Raw genomic sequence first — 16,302 nt, forward strand, 5'->3', positions numbered from 1 at the left:
TCGTGGTCATATCGACCACGACCGGCGCTATGCCGGACGATTTTGTTTCTAGCGCTACATCGCTCCGTCGATCAGGAAGGATCCGGCGATCGCGGCCACCAGCACGACGGCCATGATCGCCAGGGCGACCCAATCGATCCGGCCGGGCCGAGCGGCGTCGGCGGCGAGTCGGCCTGTCCCGCCGCGCGCGGTGATCGCCTCACCCATCTCGGCCGACCGTCGCAGCGCCGACGAGAGGGCCGCGACGACCATGTCGACCAGGGTCAGTTGCGACGACGGGTGCCGGGCGTTCGCCGGCGCGCGCGGGCGCAGGCGGTGAACGGCACGCAAGATCATGAGTTCGTCGACCATCAGCGGCAGCGACCGCAAGCACAGGGCGATGACCACGGCCCACTCGTCGACCGGAAGGCGCAGCCACCTCAGCGGGGTCATCAATGTCGCGATCGCCGGGGCGAGCTGGCTCGCCGGCGTAGTCCAGACGACGAGTACCGAGACGGCGATGACGAGTAATCCGAGCACGACGCTGCGGGCGGTCACCAGTCCGCCGGAGACGCCGGCGACCAGGGTCGAGAGGGCCACGCTCGCGGCGGCCAGCGCCCACAACCACCACGGCGGCCGGGGCACGGCGCCCAGCGGGATTCCGGCGAGCAGCGCGACCCCGACGACGACCGCGGCCACCGCACCCAGCGCCGGCCACGACGGCAGCACCCACATCAGAACGCCGACCATCCCGATGGCGATCAGCTTGGTACCGGCCCACAACCGGTGGATCACCGAATCGCCGGGGATCTCGCGCAACGGGAGCCCATTCATGACGCCACCTCCGCCTGGGCCGGGGCGAGGACGCCATCGACCAGTTCGACCTGCCGGTCACAGACCGCCGCGATCTCGTCGAGGTCGTGGGAGATGACGACCAAGGTGAGCCCGGCCGCCCGCAGACGCCGGAACAGGGCGACGACGTCGGCTCGCGACTGCGGATCGAGACCGGCGAGCGGCTCGTCGGCGACGATGATCTCCGGGTGCCCGGCCAGCGCACCGGCGAGCACGCCGCGCCGCATCTGCCCGCCCGACAACGCGTCGGTGCTGCGCGCCGCGAATTCGCGCGGCAGCCCGACTTCGTCCAGCAGGCGCGCGACCTCCGCGCTGCCGACCTCGACGCCGCCGGCGGCCTGAATGTCCTCCCCCAGCGTCGGGCGTTGCAGCTGAAGTCTCGCGTGCTGGAAGGTGAGCTTGACCGCCCCGACCTGCGTGCTGATCGGCGCACCCTCGTAGACCGCCGTCCCGGCCGTCGGTTTGGTGAGGCCGGCGAGGATCCACGCCAGCGTCGACTTGCCCGATCCGTTGCCGCCGACGATAAGCAGACCCTCACCCCGGTGGACGCGCAACGTCACGTCGCGCAGCGCGGTGACCTCCCATGGCGAGCCGGCTTGGTAGCGGTGCCCGACGCCGGACAGCTCGATGAGCACCTCCCCCGGCCGGTGCGGCGAGACGGGGCGCGGCATCGGTACCGGCTGCGTGTCGGGCTCTTCGGCGCCGCCGAGCCAGCGCGGCGAAACAGCGTCGACCTCGCCCTCGCGCAGATGAATGATCCGATCCGCCGCGGCCGCCTCGTCGGCCCGGTGCGTGATCAGGACGACGGCGAGACCACGACGGGCAGGCAAGGCGGTGAGTACCTCGAGCAGCTCGCCGCGCCCCGTCGGGTCGACCATCGAGGTGACCTCGTCGGCGATGAGGAGCGCGGGGTTGCGGGCCAGCGCCGCCGCCAGGGCCAGCCGTTGCTGCTGCCCGCCGGACAGGTCGGCGGTATCCCGATCGGCGAGTCCGTCGAGCCCGACCTCCGCGAGCAGCGCGTCGACGTCGACCTCGACATCGTCGGGCAGCCCCCAGACGACGTCATCGGCCACGCGCGCACCCAGCATCTGCGTTTCCGGTCGCTGCAGCACCATCGCGGTACCGCCCGGCTGCCCCAGACCCGGGTCACCGGGGCGGTGGACGTGCCCGGTCGACGGCGCCCGTCCCGCGAGGATCTTGGCGACCGTCGACTTGCCGGAACCGTTCGCGCCCACAATCGCGACGAGTTCGCCGGGATCGATGCGCAGGGAGACGTCGCGTAGCGCCGGAGCATGGCCGGCACTGCCCGGGTAACTGAACCCGACCTGATCCAGTTCGACTGGCAGCGGACCGACCGGCACGGCAGCGGTGAGGTCGCGGCGGGGTTCGTCGAGAGTGTCCACACTGGGGATCGCGCGGACGCGATCGATAACGCCGCCCACCAACCACCATGCGATGAACAGCGACAACAGGGTTCCGAGGGTGCCCGAGACCCAGAGCCAGGCCCACCAGTAAGTGACGACCGCGTTGGTCAGCGCGCGCAGTCCGTCGGCGGTCTGAGCAAATCCCTGGCCGCTGCCCGGCAGGAACTTGCCGGTCTCGTCAAGAGCCTTGGCGAAGCCGTCGATGGTGTTCTTCAAGGTCGCCAGGAACAGCCGCCGCAACGGAACCAGCACCCAGAACACGACGACCGACAGTCCGCCCATCAGCGGTGCGATCACCAAGGACGCGGCGGTGAAGGCCGCACGACCGCGACCGCGGCGCTTCATCTCACCGACCAGTCCGCCGACCACGCCCGCCCCGACCACTGACACCGCCGCGGACAGTCCGGCGAGCGCGAAAGAGACGCCCGCAGCCGCGACGATGACGGCCACGAGAGTGCGTGGGCGGGTCCGTTGCCCGACCAGCGCCAGCGGCACCGGCGCGAGCAGTGCGACCGACGTGAGAATCGGCAGGACCTGCGCGACCACGACCGTGGCGACCGTGAGGCCGCCGAGGACAGCAGCCAGCGCGACTTCGTGCGGGCGCAGCGGGCCCCCGGCCCGGTGGTCGCGCGAGGCCAGGAACTCCCGTCGGGCCTGTAACCGGGGCGAGGGGGCGGCATGTCTGGACATCGCTTCCAGTCTGCCCGACCGCAGGTGAGAGCTTGCTGAACGATGCGATTTCGGCGAATCGCCTGAGCAGCCGCCATACGTGCAGTGGCAACCTATTCCTTAATGACACTCATTGTCATTAAGTGGTAGGGTCGCGCCCATCGGGCTCAGCCGGGGCGGCACGAGAACAACCGCGCCCCGCGCCGTCGCACACGACGACGGCACCCACAGCAACCGAGCGGGCAGGGAGTGATCGATCGATGAGACACCCCGGAACTGGTGAGCGCCCTGGTCGCCGCCGGCGAGAGCCGGACCTCGCCGTTCTCGGCGATCGGGCTGCACCACTTCCACGGCGCGGCGACGCGGGTCCCCGTCGATGCCACCGCGTTCGGCATCCGGACGCCGCACCTCTCCGTCGAGATCGCCTCGGTCTGGCAACCGGGCGACGATCCCGCGGTCCACCAGGAATGGGCCGACGCCACGTCCGCGGCGGTCGGGGCTCTCGCGCTGCCCGGCGGCTACGCCAACATAATGCTGGGCGCACAGTTCGCCGACCAGGTCGCGCACGCCTACGGGCCGAACGCGGCACGGTTGCGCGAGGTCAAGGACCGGTACGACCCGGACCGCGTCTTCACGGCCATCCCACTCCCTCTCGACGAGGGCTGAGCGGAGGCGGACCCGGAGCACTGCAACGGCTCCGGGTCCGCGTCCGGCGGTCGGCGCCAGACGTCGAACCGCCCGTCGCCCGCACAGATCCGTCGCCGCTGCTGTGCGGCAAACGTAACGGCAGCGACCCGCCGGTGCCCGCGCCGAGAAACACGGGATTCCTAGTTTCGGTGGACCGATACCGGTTCAACCGCTGAAGGAGTTCCACCCATGACCTACGTCAAGCCGCCCGAACTGGCGGTGTCGCTGATCGACGCCGGCGCGTCGAAAGTCATGATGTCCACCCGCGACACGCTGGTCCGCGCCTACATGGCCGGAGCGATGCTGACCCTGGCAGCGGCGTTCGCGGTGAAGATGGCCGTCGACACCGGCCAGCCCATCGTCGGGGCGCTGCTGTTCCCGATCGGTTTCGTGTTGCTCTACCTGCTCGGCTACGACCTGCTCACCGGAGTCTTCGTGCTGGCGCCGCTGGCGTGGCTCGCGAAGCGGCCGGGCGTGACCGCGGGATCGGTGCTGCGCAACTGGGGATTGGTCTTCGTCGGCAACTTCGCCGGTGCGATCACCGTCGCCCTACTCGTCTCGGTGTTCATCACCTACGGTTTCGACACGACGATTCACGACTCGTCCAACCAGTTCGCCGCCTACGGCCAGAAGCTCTCGGAGATCGGTCACGACCGCACGCTCGGATACGCCGAGCACGGCGCCGGCGGATGGCTCGCGGTGTTCGTGCGCGGCATGCTGTGCAACTGGATGGTGTCGACCGGGGTCGTCGGCGCACTGATCGCCAAGGACGTGCTGGGCAAGATCGTGGTGATGTGGCTGCCGATTCTGCTGTTCTTCGCCATGGGCTTCGAGCACTCGGTGGTCAACATGTTCCTGTTCCCCGTGGGCATCATGCTCGGCGCCGACTTCGGCTGGGGCGACTACCTGCTGTGGAACGAGATCCCGACCGTGCTGGGCAACCTGGTCGGCGGATTGCTGTTCACCGGGCTGGCGATCTACGTGACCCACTACAAGACCCGGCCGAAGCGCACCGCGTCCGAAGCGACCGAGAAGACCGAGGACTCCCGCGACGACGTGCTGGCCGGCGCCTGACCCGGACGCCCCTTGCTAGGCCGAGACCCAGCGGGCGTCTCGGGTGAGCGCGAGAGATACCTCGCGCAACGGCTCGGCATCGCCGACGAGGGTGGACGCGTGCGCCGGGAGCAGGTCGCGCACCTCTCCCGACGCCTCGCCCTCGTCGGCGTAGCGCTGCGCCGCGACGGTGATCAGTCTGGCCTGGCGCTCGGGACTGCACTCGTCGAAATCGTCGGGGAGCAGCGGGCTCAGCTGGGTCAGCGCGTCCCGGATCTCGACCACCCGGCGCCCGAACAGCACGGTCGCCGACGATTTCAGCTCGCTGCCGTCCTCGCCGGGCAGCACCACCGCGGGCACCGCGTCGGCGACGATCTGCCAGAGGGGCTCGAGATCGCGGTACTGCTGCCGCAGAGTCAACCGCGCCCGCACCCACCGGAACCGGGCGTGGACGAGCGGGTAGCAGATTCCGAGCAGGAAGCCGAACATCCCGATCAGCGTCAAGAGATGGGCGGCCGAGATCATCGACGGCACCAGGAACCAGCGGGTCATCGCGCCCAGGATGAAGACGATCTGCACGACGGCGGCCAGCATCAACGCGGCCAGCCCGGCGACCAGCAGGATCAGCGAAACCCGCAGATACCCCGCGGCCGACGGCACGAACTGCCTGATGCTGTTGATGCACGCCGCGAAACCGTAGGTGAGGTAGGTGCTGGCGATCAGGAAGAACGCGGCGAACGCCCAGTAGCGGACCGAGTTGCCCGACAGCTCGTTGTGCCGCAAGTCGTGCGGGATGAAGGCCATCGCGATCTGGAGACCGCCGGCGGCCATCATCAGCGGCACGGCCTCGATCCCCGCGCGCCGAGCGCGGGCCGATTCGCCTGGAACGTAGTAGAAGACCACGACGAGCGCTGCCACGCCCAGCGCGAGCATGCACCACACCATGACGCGGGCGAAGCCGTCGAAGACTCCCGTATTCAGCCGTCTCGCCATCTCCGGGTTGGCCGCGACGAAAGCGAGTGTGAAAGCGACGATGCTGACGGTCATCGCGGTGGCCTGCAGCCCGCCGCCGTGACGGCGGATCTGATCCATCCGCCAGCACACCGCGAGAGCGAAGACGACGAGCGCGGCAACGTTGATGACGTCGGCCTGGAGTATCGATTCCACTGTCTACATCCAACCCCCGTGGCCGCCGAGCAAGCGCTGGATTCTCCGCAGACCGTCGTCGGAGACGGTGGCGTCCACCGAGCCCGCGGCATCGGCGGCCCAGCCGACGATGATCGAGGCGAGCATCTCGGCCTCCCATTCGCGTTCGTCGGAGTAGCAGGTCCGCGACAACGCGTCGTTGGCGTCCTCCTCGCTCGGTGCCAGCAGTGCTGCGGCGTCGAGCTGACCGAGCATTTGATGCCCGGCGATCAGGTGCCCGAACTCGTGGATGATGATCTGGTTGCGGTGCAGCGGCGACGTATTGGCCTGGCAGAAGAAGTAGTCGCCGTCGCTGGCCGCGAGCCACACACCGTTGGGCATGCCGGCGGGCAGCGGATGAGAGATGACGTTGATCGGCCGACCGCGTCGCTGCCCGTAGCGGCTGCAGAGCTGCTCGGCGTCCAGGGGCAAGTCCAGATCAAGACCGCGCAGTTCCCTGCGGCACAGCGCACGCAACGCACGCTCGCTTCGCATGAAGGCTCACTCCCACCGACGGTCCGCGGACGAAGCCGCCCGCGACGGCGATCCTACTTGGATGCGAGTCCGGTGCCTGCGACGTCCGGCGGGTCCTGGGGAAGGCCCTGCTGCTGACGCAGTACTTTGATCAGCTCGTTAATGACGGTCACCTTGTCGCTGGATAGGCCGGCCAGTCGGAAGGCGGCGAGCTGAATGTCGGCGTCGGCCTGCATCCGGAGCTTGTCGATCTCGTCTCGCGTGCGCTGCGCCGCGCCGTCCTCGAGGAAGTAGTGGACGTCGACACCGAACGCGGCGGCGATCCCCTCGACCGTGCGGAACGACGGGGATTTCGCCTTCCCGGAGCGCAACTGGCTCAGGTACGACTCACCGAGACGGAAGCCTCGCTCCGTCGAGCGCTGGGCGATAGCCTTGGCGCTGTAGGCGCGACCATTCGGTCCGGGCACCGTCCGGAACAGCTCTTCCAGTCGCCGTGCGAACAAGCCTGGTTCGACGTCGGCGGAGTGGTTGCCGGTCGTGCCGTTCTCACTTGCCGTCATGAACTTCGTCTCCAATAGGTCTGCGTCTACCCCCGGCCCGGGGTAATCGTGAATCTTCTTCAGGATACCCCATTTGGGTGAATTGCCGCGTCATTGCGGGAAGACACCCCACCGAAGGCGCACTAACGAGGTAGGGACTAACCCTACCGATAGTTGAGGTGGCAACTAGGATCCGACACCCCGAGGACGGCGAGTACCCTGGTTTCAGCCTTATGCTCGAGTAAAGGCGACCGCACAGTCTGCACTGTCGCCGGGGGGGACCGGCACCACGCCGGAACGCGCACTTTCTCCGGTATTCGCAGGTCACAGACTTGTATCGCGAACCAACCACACGCCGGACCACAGGACCTCACCACCATGAATCCCGACCTTCCACGACAGCGGCGACGCGTCGCGGCGCGGGTCACGGTGGCGGCCGCGGCGGCAGGTGTGTTGAGTATCACATTTCCAGTGCTGGTTGGCGTCGGTGACACTTCGGCAACTCCCCCGCATTCCAGCCACCACGGAGGCTCACCGGGCAGTCCGGGTTCACCGGGCGGTCCGGGTTCACCGGGCGGTCCGGGTTCCGGTAACCCGTGGGGCCAGAATCACGGTGGCAACGGCGGCTCCAACCAGGGAGGCCCCAACGGCAGCGGCGGCGGTCCCTCCGGCCCGGGCAACGGGTGGGGCCATGGACACGGCGGCGGCTACGGAGGTGGCGGCCCCAAGTGGAAGACCGGACCGCACTCCGGCCCGAGCGGCAACCAGGGAGACGGCGGCCAAGGGGGCGACGGCCAGGAGCAGAATCCCAACACCGGCGGCACCCAGAACCCGAACCCGGGCGGCACCCAGACTCCTGATCCCGGCGGCGGGAACGACGACACCACCACACCGGCACCGCCTCGTCCCGGTGGGACCGGCGGAGGCGGAGGCGGTGGCGCACCCCGGTACAGCGGCCCCAACCAGCCTCAGCAGGCTCCCCCGACCCGCCCGAACGACCACTACTCGGGCAGCACGTTCAATCCGCAGCAGAACCGGCCGCAGCAACAGGGTCGGCCGGCACCGGGTGCACCCGCACCGAATCAGCCGCAAACACCCGCTCCCGGAACACCTGGCGCACCAGCGGCCCCGCCTGCGCCACCCGCTCCGCCCGCGCCAGGAGGGCCGAGCGGCTCCGGAGGGCCCGGCGCACCAGGCGCTCCCGGAACCCCCGGTGGACCAGGAGCGCCCGCGTATCGAGGCGGCAACGGATCAACGCCGTCGCAGTCGCCCCCTGCGCGCACCACGACCGTCGAACCGGTCGCCGCGCCCCGCATGGGCGATCTCGGCGGCATCGCCGACGGCTACACCCCGGCCATGCTGATGGCGATGTCGACTCTCGCGCTGCTGGGCAGCGGACGCTTCCTGGACGCCTTGCGCGCCATCCGCCGCTGATCGACGACTTCGGTCGGCGCGCCGCCGGGTATCGGGGCAACCGGACTCAGGCCAGCAGATCTCTCATCGTCGGTAGACGTTTCACGTCGTCGCCGTCCATCCATTCCCGCAACACCTTGGTGGCCCACACGTCGTCCTCGTTGTACTGCAGCAGGCGGGTGCGCTGAGTCTCGTCGGGCGCCGACCCGTTCAGTCCGACGGCAGCGACGTACCAGTCCATCGAGGCCGCCCCGTTCGCCTCGTCGTCGCGCCAGGTGAATCCGGCCACCGGAGCGACGCGTTTGAGGCCCTTGCCCTTGGGGCAGAAGAAGTTCGCCGAGACCGCGGCATACACGTCGACCCAACGGGGGGACGCGATGAACTCCTCGACCTCTTCTAACGACGGGATGCCGGGCAGTCCGGCGAACCGCTCGGCCGAGCCCCGCAACCAGCGGTTCTCGGCCTGCTCGGAATAGCAGTACGCCGCGAAACTCTTTCCCGCGGCTTCGGCCGCTGCCATCTCCTCGTGCAGCCACGCCCAGAACATGGCGAACGACTCCGCCTCGGCGGTCGTCGGCAGCGGGCGCCACGTGACGAACGGCCGGTACACCACGGGACGCCCCGGGTCGGTGCGGTCGGTGAGCAACGTGCCCCACAGGTAGGCGCCGTCTTCCCCGTAGCTCTCCATGTCGACATCGACTTCGACGTCAGCGCGCGCGACCGGGGTCTGCTCGGCCCGGCGCACCATGACGTCACCGGTGCGGTAACAGCGTGCGGCCGCCACCGCGTCGGCGAAGGACCCGTTGCGCCAATCGGGGGGCGGCTCATCCACCCGACTGTCGGCCAGCTGGGTGATGGTGAAGATGCCGTTCTCCCGCAGCGTCTGTGCGACTAAGCCGTTGACGACGAGGCTGACGTCGTCGCGCGCGGTCAGGTCGGCTTCGCATTGGGGCCACCAGGGACAATCGCGGCACTCGCCGATCCTGCTCGGCTGCGTCGGCACCAGCTGGTCGACGATCGCCAGGCGCTCATGCGTCAGCTGGGCGAACTCCTGGCGCAACGGGCCGACGTCGATCACCGCGATGCAGTCGGCGTCCATCCCGACCACCCCGGCCAGCCACTGCGTCGGTCCGCGCTCGCCCGACAGCCCGGCCTCGACGAGCATCTCCGTCAGCAGTTGCAGCCGTTGCTGGTCGCGGCGATTGGGCCGCATCGTGCGCGTCGTATCCGGCAATGGCAGCCACGTCCACAGCGGGCTCGTCAGAATCGCCCGCGGTGGCTCGTCGTCGCCGTTCTTCCGCGATGCCGCCCGTGTGACGCGGTGATTCACCACGATCACCGGCACGTAGCCGACGCCGTCGTGGACCAGCAGTTCGCTATGGCCTCGGCGGCGTCCGGCGGCATCGTCGGGCAGCGTCGCGTTCCAGATCCAGCGCGCGCCGCGGGCCGCAGCAGCGAGTGTCTGTTCGATCCGGCGATCACGCGGTCCGTCATCGACGATGGCCAGCATCGACGACTCGTCGCTGTGGATCGACCGCAGCAAGTCGCACACCCTCTCCCGGTGCGCGGCGGCCGCCTCTTTGCGGCGCACGACCTCCGGGGAGTCCTCGGCGACGAACCCGAGGTCGCGCGCGGCCGTGGAGTTGTCGAGCGAAAGGCGGTGCGCGCACCCGGACAGGTCACGGGCGGTCAACAACACCCCGGCCTGGCTCTGGATCACCGCGCTCACACTCACCGCTTTCAGCTGCTCCCCGGTTCCCCGGGAGTGCTTCTCAAGTTATCCGATCGGTCCGACGTCCAGCCCGAATGACCGCAGGCGCTGTGGAGAACCACATCGAGCGCAGCGACGGCGACCGGCCATGATTTAGGGTGAGCGCATGGGATTGTTCTCCTCGGACACGCAGAAGCCGAGCCGCGCCGAGCGCCGCGCCCAGAAGAAGGCCATGCGCAAGCGCGCCAAGTTCGAAGCCAAGTACGACGCCAAGGAGCGCCGCGCCGAGCGCAAGCGCGGCGAGCGGGCGGTCAAGCGCGACCAGCGTCGCTCCGAGAAGCGGGCCGATCGGGCCCAGAAGCGCGCACTGCGCAGCGAGACTCGCAAGTCGAAGCACGAGTCGAAAGCGGCGATCGCCGACGCCAAGGCGCGCACCGCCGAGATCGAGGCGGCGGCAAAGAAGAAGAAGCTCACGCCGAAGAACGCGCGGCGCGCCCTGTCGATCGGCCGGGTGGTGGCACCGGTCGCCGGGCCCCTCGTCTATCGCGGCGCGGTCGTCCTCCGCGAGAAACTCGGCGATCTGCAAGCCGCGCGCGTCGGGGTGGCACCGGAAACGCTGCGTCAGTTCTCCGGCAAGGGCGCACCGCTGGCAGCGCGAATCGCGACAACGCAGGGGTCGCTGCACAGCCTCACGCTGACCGACACCAGCCCCGATGCGGCAACTTTCGCCACGAAGATGGACGAGCGGCTCGCCAATCTGTCCGTCGCCGTCGACGCGGCTGAGTCGATGTCACCGGGGGCGCGCAAGAACGCGCACCGCGCCATCGGGAACGAACTCTCGGCGATCGACGCCGACATCCTCGCGCGACTGGGAGTTACCGCCTCCTGACGGACCCTCGGGCACGCTCCGACGGTGGTCGAGTGACCGCGACGCAGGAGCGGTTGTATCGATGGTGGTCGAGTGACCGCGACGCAGGAGCGGTTGTATCGATGGTGGTCGAGTGACCGCGACGCAGGAGCGGTTGTATCGATGGTGGTCGAGTGACCGCGACGCAGGAGCGGTTGTATCGAGACCAACGACGTCCCAGGGTCGACCTACGGAACGATGACGCCGCTGTAGGCGGTGCACTGCTTCCCGTTGGGAGCCAGGCGGCACAGACGGAACTGCTTACCGTCGAAGCCGTGCAGCCGCGTCCACTGCCCCCACACCGGCGCCGACCCGCGGCGAGCGATGGCCAGCCGCTTCCACGGCGTGCCCTTCTTCTTCCGGTATTTGACGCTGCGCTGCTCGAGGACGACGGCGCTGCGGCCCTTGTCGTGCGTGAGTAGATAGCCGCCGTTGTCCGGCGAGGCGATCGTGACCGCCCACGCCGTTCCGTACCAGTCGGCCAACCGCACCGAGGCCGCCGGATTCGGCGCGGGAAGACCGGGCAGCGCCCCGGCCGGAGCGGCGAGGCCTGCTCCGATCACCGTCGTCACGGCGACCGCAGTGCCGATCCGGCGCACGTTCGTTATGGGCATCATCGTCCTCGTTTCGACTATCGGCCCGGCAGGAACTTCAAGGATTCCATGATCTTCGGAGTCAGCTTCAGGAACACGCTCTGCGGCACGCCTGGCATGCCGTCGATGCCGATGAAGCGCTGCTCGGCGACCGTCTGCGGCTCGGTGTACTTCAGCAGGCCCTCCTCGCCGTGGCGGCGACCGACGCCGGAGATCCCCATGCCGCCCATGGGCGCCGCCGTCGATCCCCACGCGGCCGCGTAGCCCTCGTTGATGTTGACGGTCCCGGCGCGCAACTGGTCGGCGATCGCATTAGCCTCGGCGCTGCTGCCGGCGAAGACGCTGGCGTTGAGGCCGTACTCGGTGTCGTTGGCGAGCTTGACGGCTTCGTCGACGGAGTCGACCGGGTACACGGCGACGAGCGGACCGAAGGTCTCCGCCCGGTAGCAGGTCGCCGCATCGCTCACGCCGGTCAGCACCGTCGGCTCGAAGAAGAACGGGCCGAGGTCTTCGCGGCGCTTGCCACCGGCCAGCACCTTCGCGCCGTTCTTGACCGCGTCGTCGAGGTGCGCCTGCACCGTCTCGACCTGTGCCGCCGACGCCAGCGAGCCCATGTCGACCGAGAAGTCGTAGGCCGCCCCGAGCTTCATGTCGTCGACGTAGGCGGCGAATCGCTTGGTGAACTCGTCGGCGATCGGCTTCTCGACGTAGATGCGCTCGATCGAGATGCACAGCTGACCCGAGTTCGAGTAGCAGGCGCGCGCCGCTCCCGGCACCGCCTGGTCGAGGTCGGCGTTCGCGGTGACGATCAGCGGGTTCTTGCCGCCCAGCTCCGCCGAGAAACCGATCAGGCGCTTGCCCGCCTGCGACGCCAGCGTGGCGCCGGTCGCCGACGACCCGGTGAACATGACGTAGTCGGTCTGCGCGACGATCTCCTGCCCGACGACGCTGCCCGGTCCCGGCACGACGGCGAACAGCTCGCGGGGCAGTCCCGCTTCGTACAGCAGCTCGGCCGCCGAGAGCGCGCAGTACGGCGTCTGGCTGTCGGGCTTGATCACGACGGCATTACCCGCGAGCAGGGCCGCCACCGCGTCCGAGACCGCCAGGGTCAGCGGATAGTTCCACGGCGAGATGACGCCGACGACGCCCTTGGGCTGGTACCGGACGCGCACGCTCGTGGCACCCGGGATCATGCCCTTGACCTTGTGCTCGGCCAGCGCCGCCGGTCCGGTGCCCGCGTAGTGACGCGCGGTGAGCGCGACGTCGAGCACCTCTTCCTGCGCGTACTGGCGGGCCTTGCCGGACTCGGCCTGGACCATGTCCATCAGCGCGTCGGCGTCGCGGTGGACCAGGCGGGCGAACTCGAACAGGACATCCGCGCGCTGCTTCGGTGTGCGCGCCGCCCAGCCCTCCTGCGCCACCCGTGCCGCCGCGACGGCATCCTGCAGGTCCTTCGCCGTGCCGACGGGGATCTTCGCGATCTCCTTGCCGCTGAAGGCTTCCAGGATCGGACGGGTCTTTCGCTTGGCCTTGGGGTCGATCGCGACGAGCTTGTTCAACCGGTCGAAAACGGCGGGCGAGGGTGCAGGCATTGCGTTCTCCTAGCGGGGTTCGGATTAGGCGTCGGGTGCGACGAGAACGATGCCGTCGGCATCGGAGTAGAGGGTGTCGCCCGGGCGGAACGTGACGCCGCCGAACTCGACGGGAACGTCGCGCTCGCCTGCGCCGGACTTGGTGGACTTACGCGGGTTGGTGCCCAGGGCTTTGACACCGATGTCCATGCCGTCGATGGTGGCAGCGTCGCGGATGGCACCGTTGACGACCAATCCCACCCACCCGTGGGTGCGGGCGCGCTCGGCGATGAGGTCGCCGACCAGCGCGGTGTGCACCGACGCGTCGCCGTCGATCACCAGGACGCCGCCCGGATTGTCCTCGCCGAGGACCTCCTTGAGCAGTGCGTTGTCCTGGAAGCAGCGGACGGTCGTCACCTTCCCGACGAAGGTCTCGCGCTGACCGAATCGGCGGAACTGGGTGTCACAGCTGCGGACATCGGATCCGATCTGGTCGACCAGGTCGGCGGTGGGGACGAATTCTGGCCCAGAGTTGGTCATGAGTGAATCCTAACCAAGTCCTACCGGCGCGTAACCCTCCGGCGCTGGGCCGGCGATCGACGGAACTAAACTGGGTACATGGACGAGGTACCCATCGACACCGATTCGATCAAACTCGGACAGTTCTTGAAGCTGGCCAACCTCATCGACTCGGGCTCGGACGCCAAGGCGGTGATCGCCGACGGCCTTGTCCGCGTCAACGGCGACGTCGAGCGTCGCCGTGGCCGTCAACTCGTCGACGGCGACGTGGTGGAGTTCGCGCAGTATTCGGCGAAAGTGGTGGCACCCTAGCGCCGGTGACCGTTGGCTCAGCCGATCCGGTTGAGATGGTTGTGCGCCCACTGCACCGCGGTGACCCCGGGTCGGACCTCGAAGGTTCCGTAGCGGCCGTGCGCACCAGATCGCAAGAAGCTCATGAACGACGTGATCTGCTGGCGCGCTTTGGCATTCGAGAGTTCGGCAACGATCCGTCCCGGACCGCCCAGGGTCAGCATCTCGTTGAAGATCGCCGCCGCCTCGCCTGCGTAGGACAGCATCTGCTGCGGCGTCGGATTGGTGACTTGGGCGAGGAAACCAACGATCCGGGTGATGTAGTACTCGCGCGGCACGTTGCAGTACATGTCCGACGGCTCGCAGATCGTGAACACCTTCCGGTGCAGATGGCCGAATCCGTTGAACCGCGGCCCTCCGCTGCCCTGTCCCGACAGCGGCGGTCCGATAAGTTGATCCGCCCGCGAGCGCCGCGGGTCGGCCAGCAGCACGACACCGGCGATCTGGCCAGGACGCAGCGGGGACAGCCCGGTGCCGACTTCGGAGGCGAGGTCGCCAGCGGCGTCGGCGCCCTGGCTGTAGCCGACCAGCGCCACGCGTGTTCCCGGGCATCTGCGCGTCATCGCCAGCGCCATGCCGCGTGCGTTGTCGACGCCCTGGGCTTTGGACTTGCCGTAGACGCGCCCGCCCTTCTCGAACGGGAACGCGGTCCGGCTGTAGCTCACGTAGTCGACCCTGATGCCCGGGCCGAGCCCGCCGGTGACGCCGCCGAGTACGCCGGGGCCCTGGGCCCACGTTCCGGCCAACCCGAGGACGTAGAGGCGCGGACAGTCACCCGGCTGGGCACTGGCCACGGGCGGCGCCGCCGCGACACCGATCGCCGCCAGCCCCGCGACTGCCAGCGCCGCACGACGAAGAATGGTTCTCATCGCGTCCCCTCCGCACTTGGCCGTATCTCGGACGAACAACGAAATGGTAACGGCAAATGTCGCCGCGTGCCTGCCGAACGGGCTGGTCAGCGACCAGCCGGGCGGCCGTCAGGACCTCTTGGTGAAGCGCAGCGAGGACGTCTTGGAGGTCGGCAGTTCGTAGTCCACCGTGTTGTCGCGGACGGCCAGGACGACTTCCTGGCTCAAGCAACCCTTCCGCGGTGTGACGCTGAGCAGGCGCCCGAACACCTTGCCCGGCTCCCGTCGCTGTTCGGCGAGAGTCATGATGCACGCCTTCACCCTGCTCGAGTAGGGGTTCCCGTAGGTCACCTTCCCGTCGAACTTCAACGAGCTCTCCAACTCCAGCGTCACCGCCTGGTCGGAGTTCCAGCTCGCCGTGGACGTCCAGGTTCCTTTCAGATCCGTGGTGAACAGACCGAGGGGAATCGTGGTGAACGCGCCCTTGTCGACATCCACGGCGTCGAATCCGGACGCGGTGCCGCCCGGCGTGACGGTGACGACCTTCGACGCCGAGTAGCCGGACCACTCCCCCGAGCGCGGAACCTTCGCACCGGATTCCGGTGCACCCAGCGGCACGCCGCCGGAACACCGCACGCGCGGCATCCCGGACGCGTCGACGAGGACGGGGGTGCCCGCCTCCAGTACCGCCTGGTACGCCTCGACCTTGCCGTCGACGTAGGAATGGGCGGCGACTTTGGTGTCGTGCAAGAGCACCAGCGAGGCCATGTTGAGCGTGTCCGCGACGACCTGGGTCGGTGACGATCCCATGACCGAGGCGAAAGCCGATCGCCGGGCGGTATCCGACTCCAAGCCGCTGACGAGGGGTCCGACTTCACAGGTCAGTCTGGTGGTCGCAGCCGCGTACAGGCCTCGGTCGGTGCCGCTGACCGTACCGTTCCGGTCCGGCCTCCCCGACCGCTGCTTGGACCGGTCCAGAACGCTGCCGACGACGACGGCCGGCTTCCCCGAGACGAACTGTCCGGGGGCCATCGCCGTCGATGCGAGCAGACGCGTCCCCGTGCCGAAGAAGCCGAGGTACCAGGCGCCGACCCCGACGACACCGGCCAGCAGCACGACCACCGCCATGACCGAGACGATGATCACGCTCACGCGCCTATCCGGCGACGGTGCGGTACCGGGAGGGCCGGGCACGCCGGGTGGAACACTGCCGGGCGGCAGCTGCCCTTGGGCTCCGACCGGCTGGCCGGGATGCGGTGCCGCGTACCCGTAGCCCGGCTGCGGGGCCGGTGCCTGACCGGGCTGGGCGTAGCCGGGTGCGGGCGCGGGGCGCTGATTCCCCGGCTGCACCGGCCACTGCCCGCCGTCGGGTGCCGGAAACTGCGACCCGCCGTCTGGAAACTGACTCATCCCCCACCCTTCGTCGTCGCACTGCTGCGCCGCAGTGCAGAATATCGAAGCTGCTGCCGACCCGCCGTCTCAGCGTCCTCCAGGTGAATCGGCCGCGAGCGCCGTCCACAATGCCTC

Annotated in this window: 16 protein-coding genes; 5 read left to right on the forward strand and 11 right to left on the reverse strand. The window is 68.9% G+C overall.

The features are described from left to right. Window positions 1-54 precede the first annotated feature (54 nt). Entirely contained in the window at window positions 55-813 is a 759-nt protein-coding gene (locus GOARA_RS08625) for an energy-coupling factor transporter transmembrane component T family protein (RefSeq protein WP_007321961.1), read from the reverse strand. After that, complete coding sequence (locus tag GOARA_RS08630; RefSeq protein ID WP_007321962.1) at window positions 810-2,945, reverse strand: ABC transporter ATP-binding protein; 2,136 nt, start codon at window positions 2,943-2,945, stop codon at window positions 810-812. The genes GOARA_RS08625 and GOARA_RS08630 overlap by 4 nt, the downstream gene beginning before the upstream one ends. 258 nt (window positions 2,946-3,203) lie before the next feature. Here GOARA_RS08630 and GOARA_RS08635 point away from each other — a divergent pair, with 258 nt between their 5' ends. After that, window positions 3,204-3,590, forward strand: a complete 387-nt coding sequence (locus tag GOARA_RS08635) for a BBE domain-containing protein (RefSeq protein WP_007321963.1) — start codon at window positions 3,204-3,206, stop codon at window positions 3,588-3,590. 210 nt (window positions 3,591-3,800) lie between these two features. Further along, on the forward strand, window positions 3,801-4,685 hold the full coding sequence (locus GOARA_RS08640; RefSeq protein WP_007321964.1) for a formate/nitrite transporter family protein: 885 nt from the start codon (window positions 3,801-3,803) through the stop codon (window positions 4,683-4,685). A gap of 15 nt (window positions 4,686-4,700) precedes the next feature. Here the strand turns inward: GOARA_RS08640 and GOARA_RS08645 are convergent, their stop codons facing one another. The 3 genes from GOARA_RS08645 to GOARA_RS08655 are packed head-to-tail and all read right to left on the reverse strand — an operon-like array spanning window position 4,701 to window position 6,883. Then, the gene (locus tag GOARA_RS08645; RefSeq protein ID WP_007321965.1) at window positions 4,701-5,831 is read right to left on the reverse strand and encodes an MAB_1171c family putative transporter; all 1,131 of its coding nucleotides are present in this window, start codon (window positions 5,829-5,831) and stop codon (window positions 4,701-4,703) included. Between the two features lie 3 nt (window positions 5,832-5,834). Beyond that, a complete protein-coding gene (locus tag GOARA_RS08650; RefSeq protein ID WP_007321966.1) occupies window positions 5,835-6,344 on the reverse strand; it encodes a hypothetical protein in 510 nt (169 codons plus the stop codon). 53 nt (window positions 6,345-6,397) lie between these two features. After that, on the reverse strand, window positions 6,398-6,883 hold the full coding sequence (locus GOARA_RS08655) for a helix-turn-helix domain-containing protein (RefSeq protein WP_007321967.1): 486 nt from the start codon (window positions 6,881-6,883) through the stop codon (window positions 6,398-6,400). A gap of 450 nt (window positions 6,884-7,333) precedes the next feature. Here GOARA_RS08655 and GOARA_RS20745 point away from each other — a divergent pair, with 450 nt between their 5' ends. Then, window positions 7,334-8,296, forward strand: coding sequence for a hypothetical protein (locus GOARA_RS20745; RefSeq protein WP_170265567.1), 963 nt, complete (start codon window positions 7,334-7,336; stop codon window positions 8,294-8,296). A gap of 46 nt (window positions 8,297-8,342) precedes the next feature. Here GOARA_RS20745 and GOARA_RS08665 read toward each other — a convergent pair whose 3' ends face one another. Beyond that, on the reverse strand, window positions 8,343-10,004 hold the full coding sequence (locus GOARA_RS08665; protein ID WP_245548394.1) for a TM0106 family RecB-like putative nuclease: 1,662 nt from the start codon (window positions 10,002-10,004) through the stop codon (window positions 8,343-8,345). A gap of 148 nt (window positions 10,005-10,152) precedes the next feature. On the opposite strand from GOARA_RS08665, the gene GOARA_RS08670 reads away from it, so the two are divergent. Next, a complete protein-coding gene (locus GOARA_RS08670) occupies window positions 10,153-10,875 on the forward strand; it encodes a DUF6474 family protein (protein ID WP_007321970.1) in 723 nt (240 codons plus the stop codon). Between the two features lie 206 nt (window positions 10,876-11,081). On the opposite strand, the gene GOARA_RS08675 is transcribed toward GOARA_RS08670, so the two are convergent. From GOARA_RS08675 to rraA, 3 genes are read right to left on the reverse strand one after another with little or no spacing between them, the layout of a single operon-like run. Continuing rightward, window positions 11,082-11,507: a hypothetical protein gene (locus tag GOARA_RS08675; RefSeq protein WP_007321971.1), complete on the reverse strand. Its 426-nt coding sequence runs from the start codon at window positions 11,505-11,507 to the stop codon at window positions 11,082-11,084. 17 nt (window positions 11,508-11,524) lie between these two features. Beyond that, a complete protein-coding gene (locus tag GOARA_RS08680; RefSeq protein ID WP_007321972.1) occupies window positions 11,525-13,078 on the reverse strand; it encodes a succinic semialdehyde dehydrogenase in 1,554 nt (517 codons plus the stop codon). A gap of 24 nt (window positions 13,079-13,102) precedes the next feature. After that, window positions 13,103-13,597: a ribonuclease E activity regulator RraA gene (gene rraA / locus GOARA_RS08685; protein WP_007321973.1), complete on the reverse strand. Its 495-nt coding sequence runs from the start codon at window positions 13,595-13,597 to the stop codon at window positions 13,103-13,105. Between the two features lie 78 nt (window positions 13,598-13,675). On the opposite strand from rraA, the gene GOARA_RS08690 reads away from it, so the two are divergent. Next, the gene (locus GOARA_RS08690) at window positions 13,676-13,888 is read left to right on the forward strand and encodes an RNA-binding S4 domain-containing protein (RefSeq protein ID WP_007321974.1); all 213 of its coding nucleotides are present in this window, start codon (window positions 13,676-13,678) and stop codon (window positions 13,886-13,888) included. 17 nt (window positions 13,889-13,905) lie between these two features. Here GOARA_RS08690 and GOARA_RS08695 read toward each other — a convergent pair whose 3' ends face one another. Then, the gene (locus GOARA_RS08695) at window positions 13,906-14,796 is read right to left on the reverse strand and encodes a cutinase family protein (RefSeq protein WP_007321975.1); all 891 of its coding nucleotides are present in this window, start codon (window positions 14,794-14,796) and stop codon (window positions 13,906-13,908) included. Window positions 14,797-14,904: 108 nt separating this feature from the next. After that, window positions 14,905-16,185 carry a DUF6777 domain-containing protein gene (locus GOARA_RS18930; protein WP_007321976.1) on the reverse strand — a complete coding sequence of 427 codons (1,281 nt, stop codon included), beginning with the start codon at window positions 16,183-16,185 and terminating at the stop codon, window positions 14,905-14,907. Window positions 16,186-16,302 lie beyond the last annotated feature (117 nt).

The sequence above is a fragment of the Gordonia araii NBRC 100433 genome (assembly GCF_000241265.1).
GTDB classification, from domain to species: domain Bacteria; phylum Actinomycetota; class Actinomycetes; order Mycobacteriales; family Mycobacteriaceae; genus Gordonia; species Gordonia araii.

What these genes read in the sequence shown, in the direction of transcription:
- GOARA_RS08625 (WP_007321961.1), bottom strand. Translation starts at nt 813, where the DNA reads ATGAATGGGCTCCCGTTGCGCGAGATCCCCGGCGATTCGGTGATCCAC.
- GOARA_RS08630 (WP_007321962.1), bottom strand. Translation starts at nt 2,945, where the DNA reads ATGTCCAGACATGCCGCCCCCTCGCCCCGGTTACAGGCCCGACGGGAG.
- GOARA_RS08640 (WP_007321964.1), top strand. Translation starts at nt 3,801, where the DNA reads ATGACCTACGTCAAGCCGCCCGAACTGGCGGTGTCGCTGATCGACGCC.
- GOARA_RS08650 (WP_007321966.1), bottom strand. Translation starts at nt 6,344, where the DNA reads ATGCGAAGCGAGCGTGCGTTGCGTGCGCTGTGCCGCAGGGAACTGCGC.
- GOARA_RS08655 (WP_007321967.1), bottom strand. Translation starts at nt 6,883, where the DNA reads ATGACGGCAAGTGAGAACGGCACGACCGGCAACCACTCCGCCGACGTC.
- GOARA_RS08670 (WP_007321970.1), top strand. Translation starts at nt 10,153, where the DNA reads ATGGGATTGTTCTCCTCGGACACGCAGAAGCCGAGCCGCGCCGAGCGC.
- GOARA_RS08675 (WP_007321971.1), bottom strand. Translation starts at nt 11,507, where the DNA reads ATGCCCATAACGAACGTGCGCCGGATCGGCACTGCGGTCGCCGTGACG.
- GOARA_RS08680 (WP_007321972.1), bottom strand. Translation starts at nt 13,078, where the DNA reads ATGCCTGCACCCTCGCCCGCCGTTTTCGACCGGTTGAACAAGCTCGTC.
- rraA (WP_007321973.1), bottom strand. Translation starts at nt 13,597, where the DNA reads ATGACCAACTCTGGGCCAGAATTCGTCCCCACCGCCGACCTGGTCGAC.
- GOARA_RS08690 (WP_007321974.1), top strand. Translation starts at nt 13,676, where the DNA reads ATGGACGAGGTACCCATCGACACCGATTCGATCAAACTCGGACAGTTC.
- GOARA_RS08695 (WP_007321975.1), bottom strand. Translation starts at nt 14,796, where the DNA reads ATGAGAACCATTCTTCGTCGTGCGGCGCTGGCAGTCGCGGGGCTGGCG.
- GOARA_RS18930 (WP_007321976.1), bottom strand. Translation starts at nt 16,185, where the DNA reads ATGAGTCAGTTTCCAGACGGCGGGTCGCAGTTTCCGGCACCCGACGGC.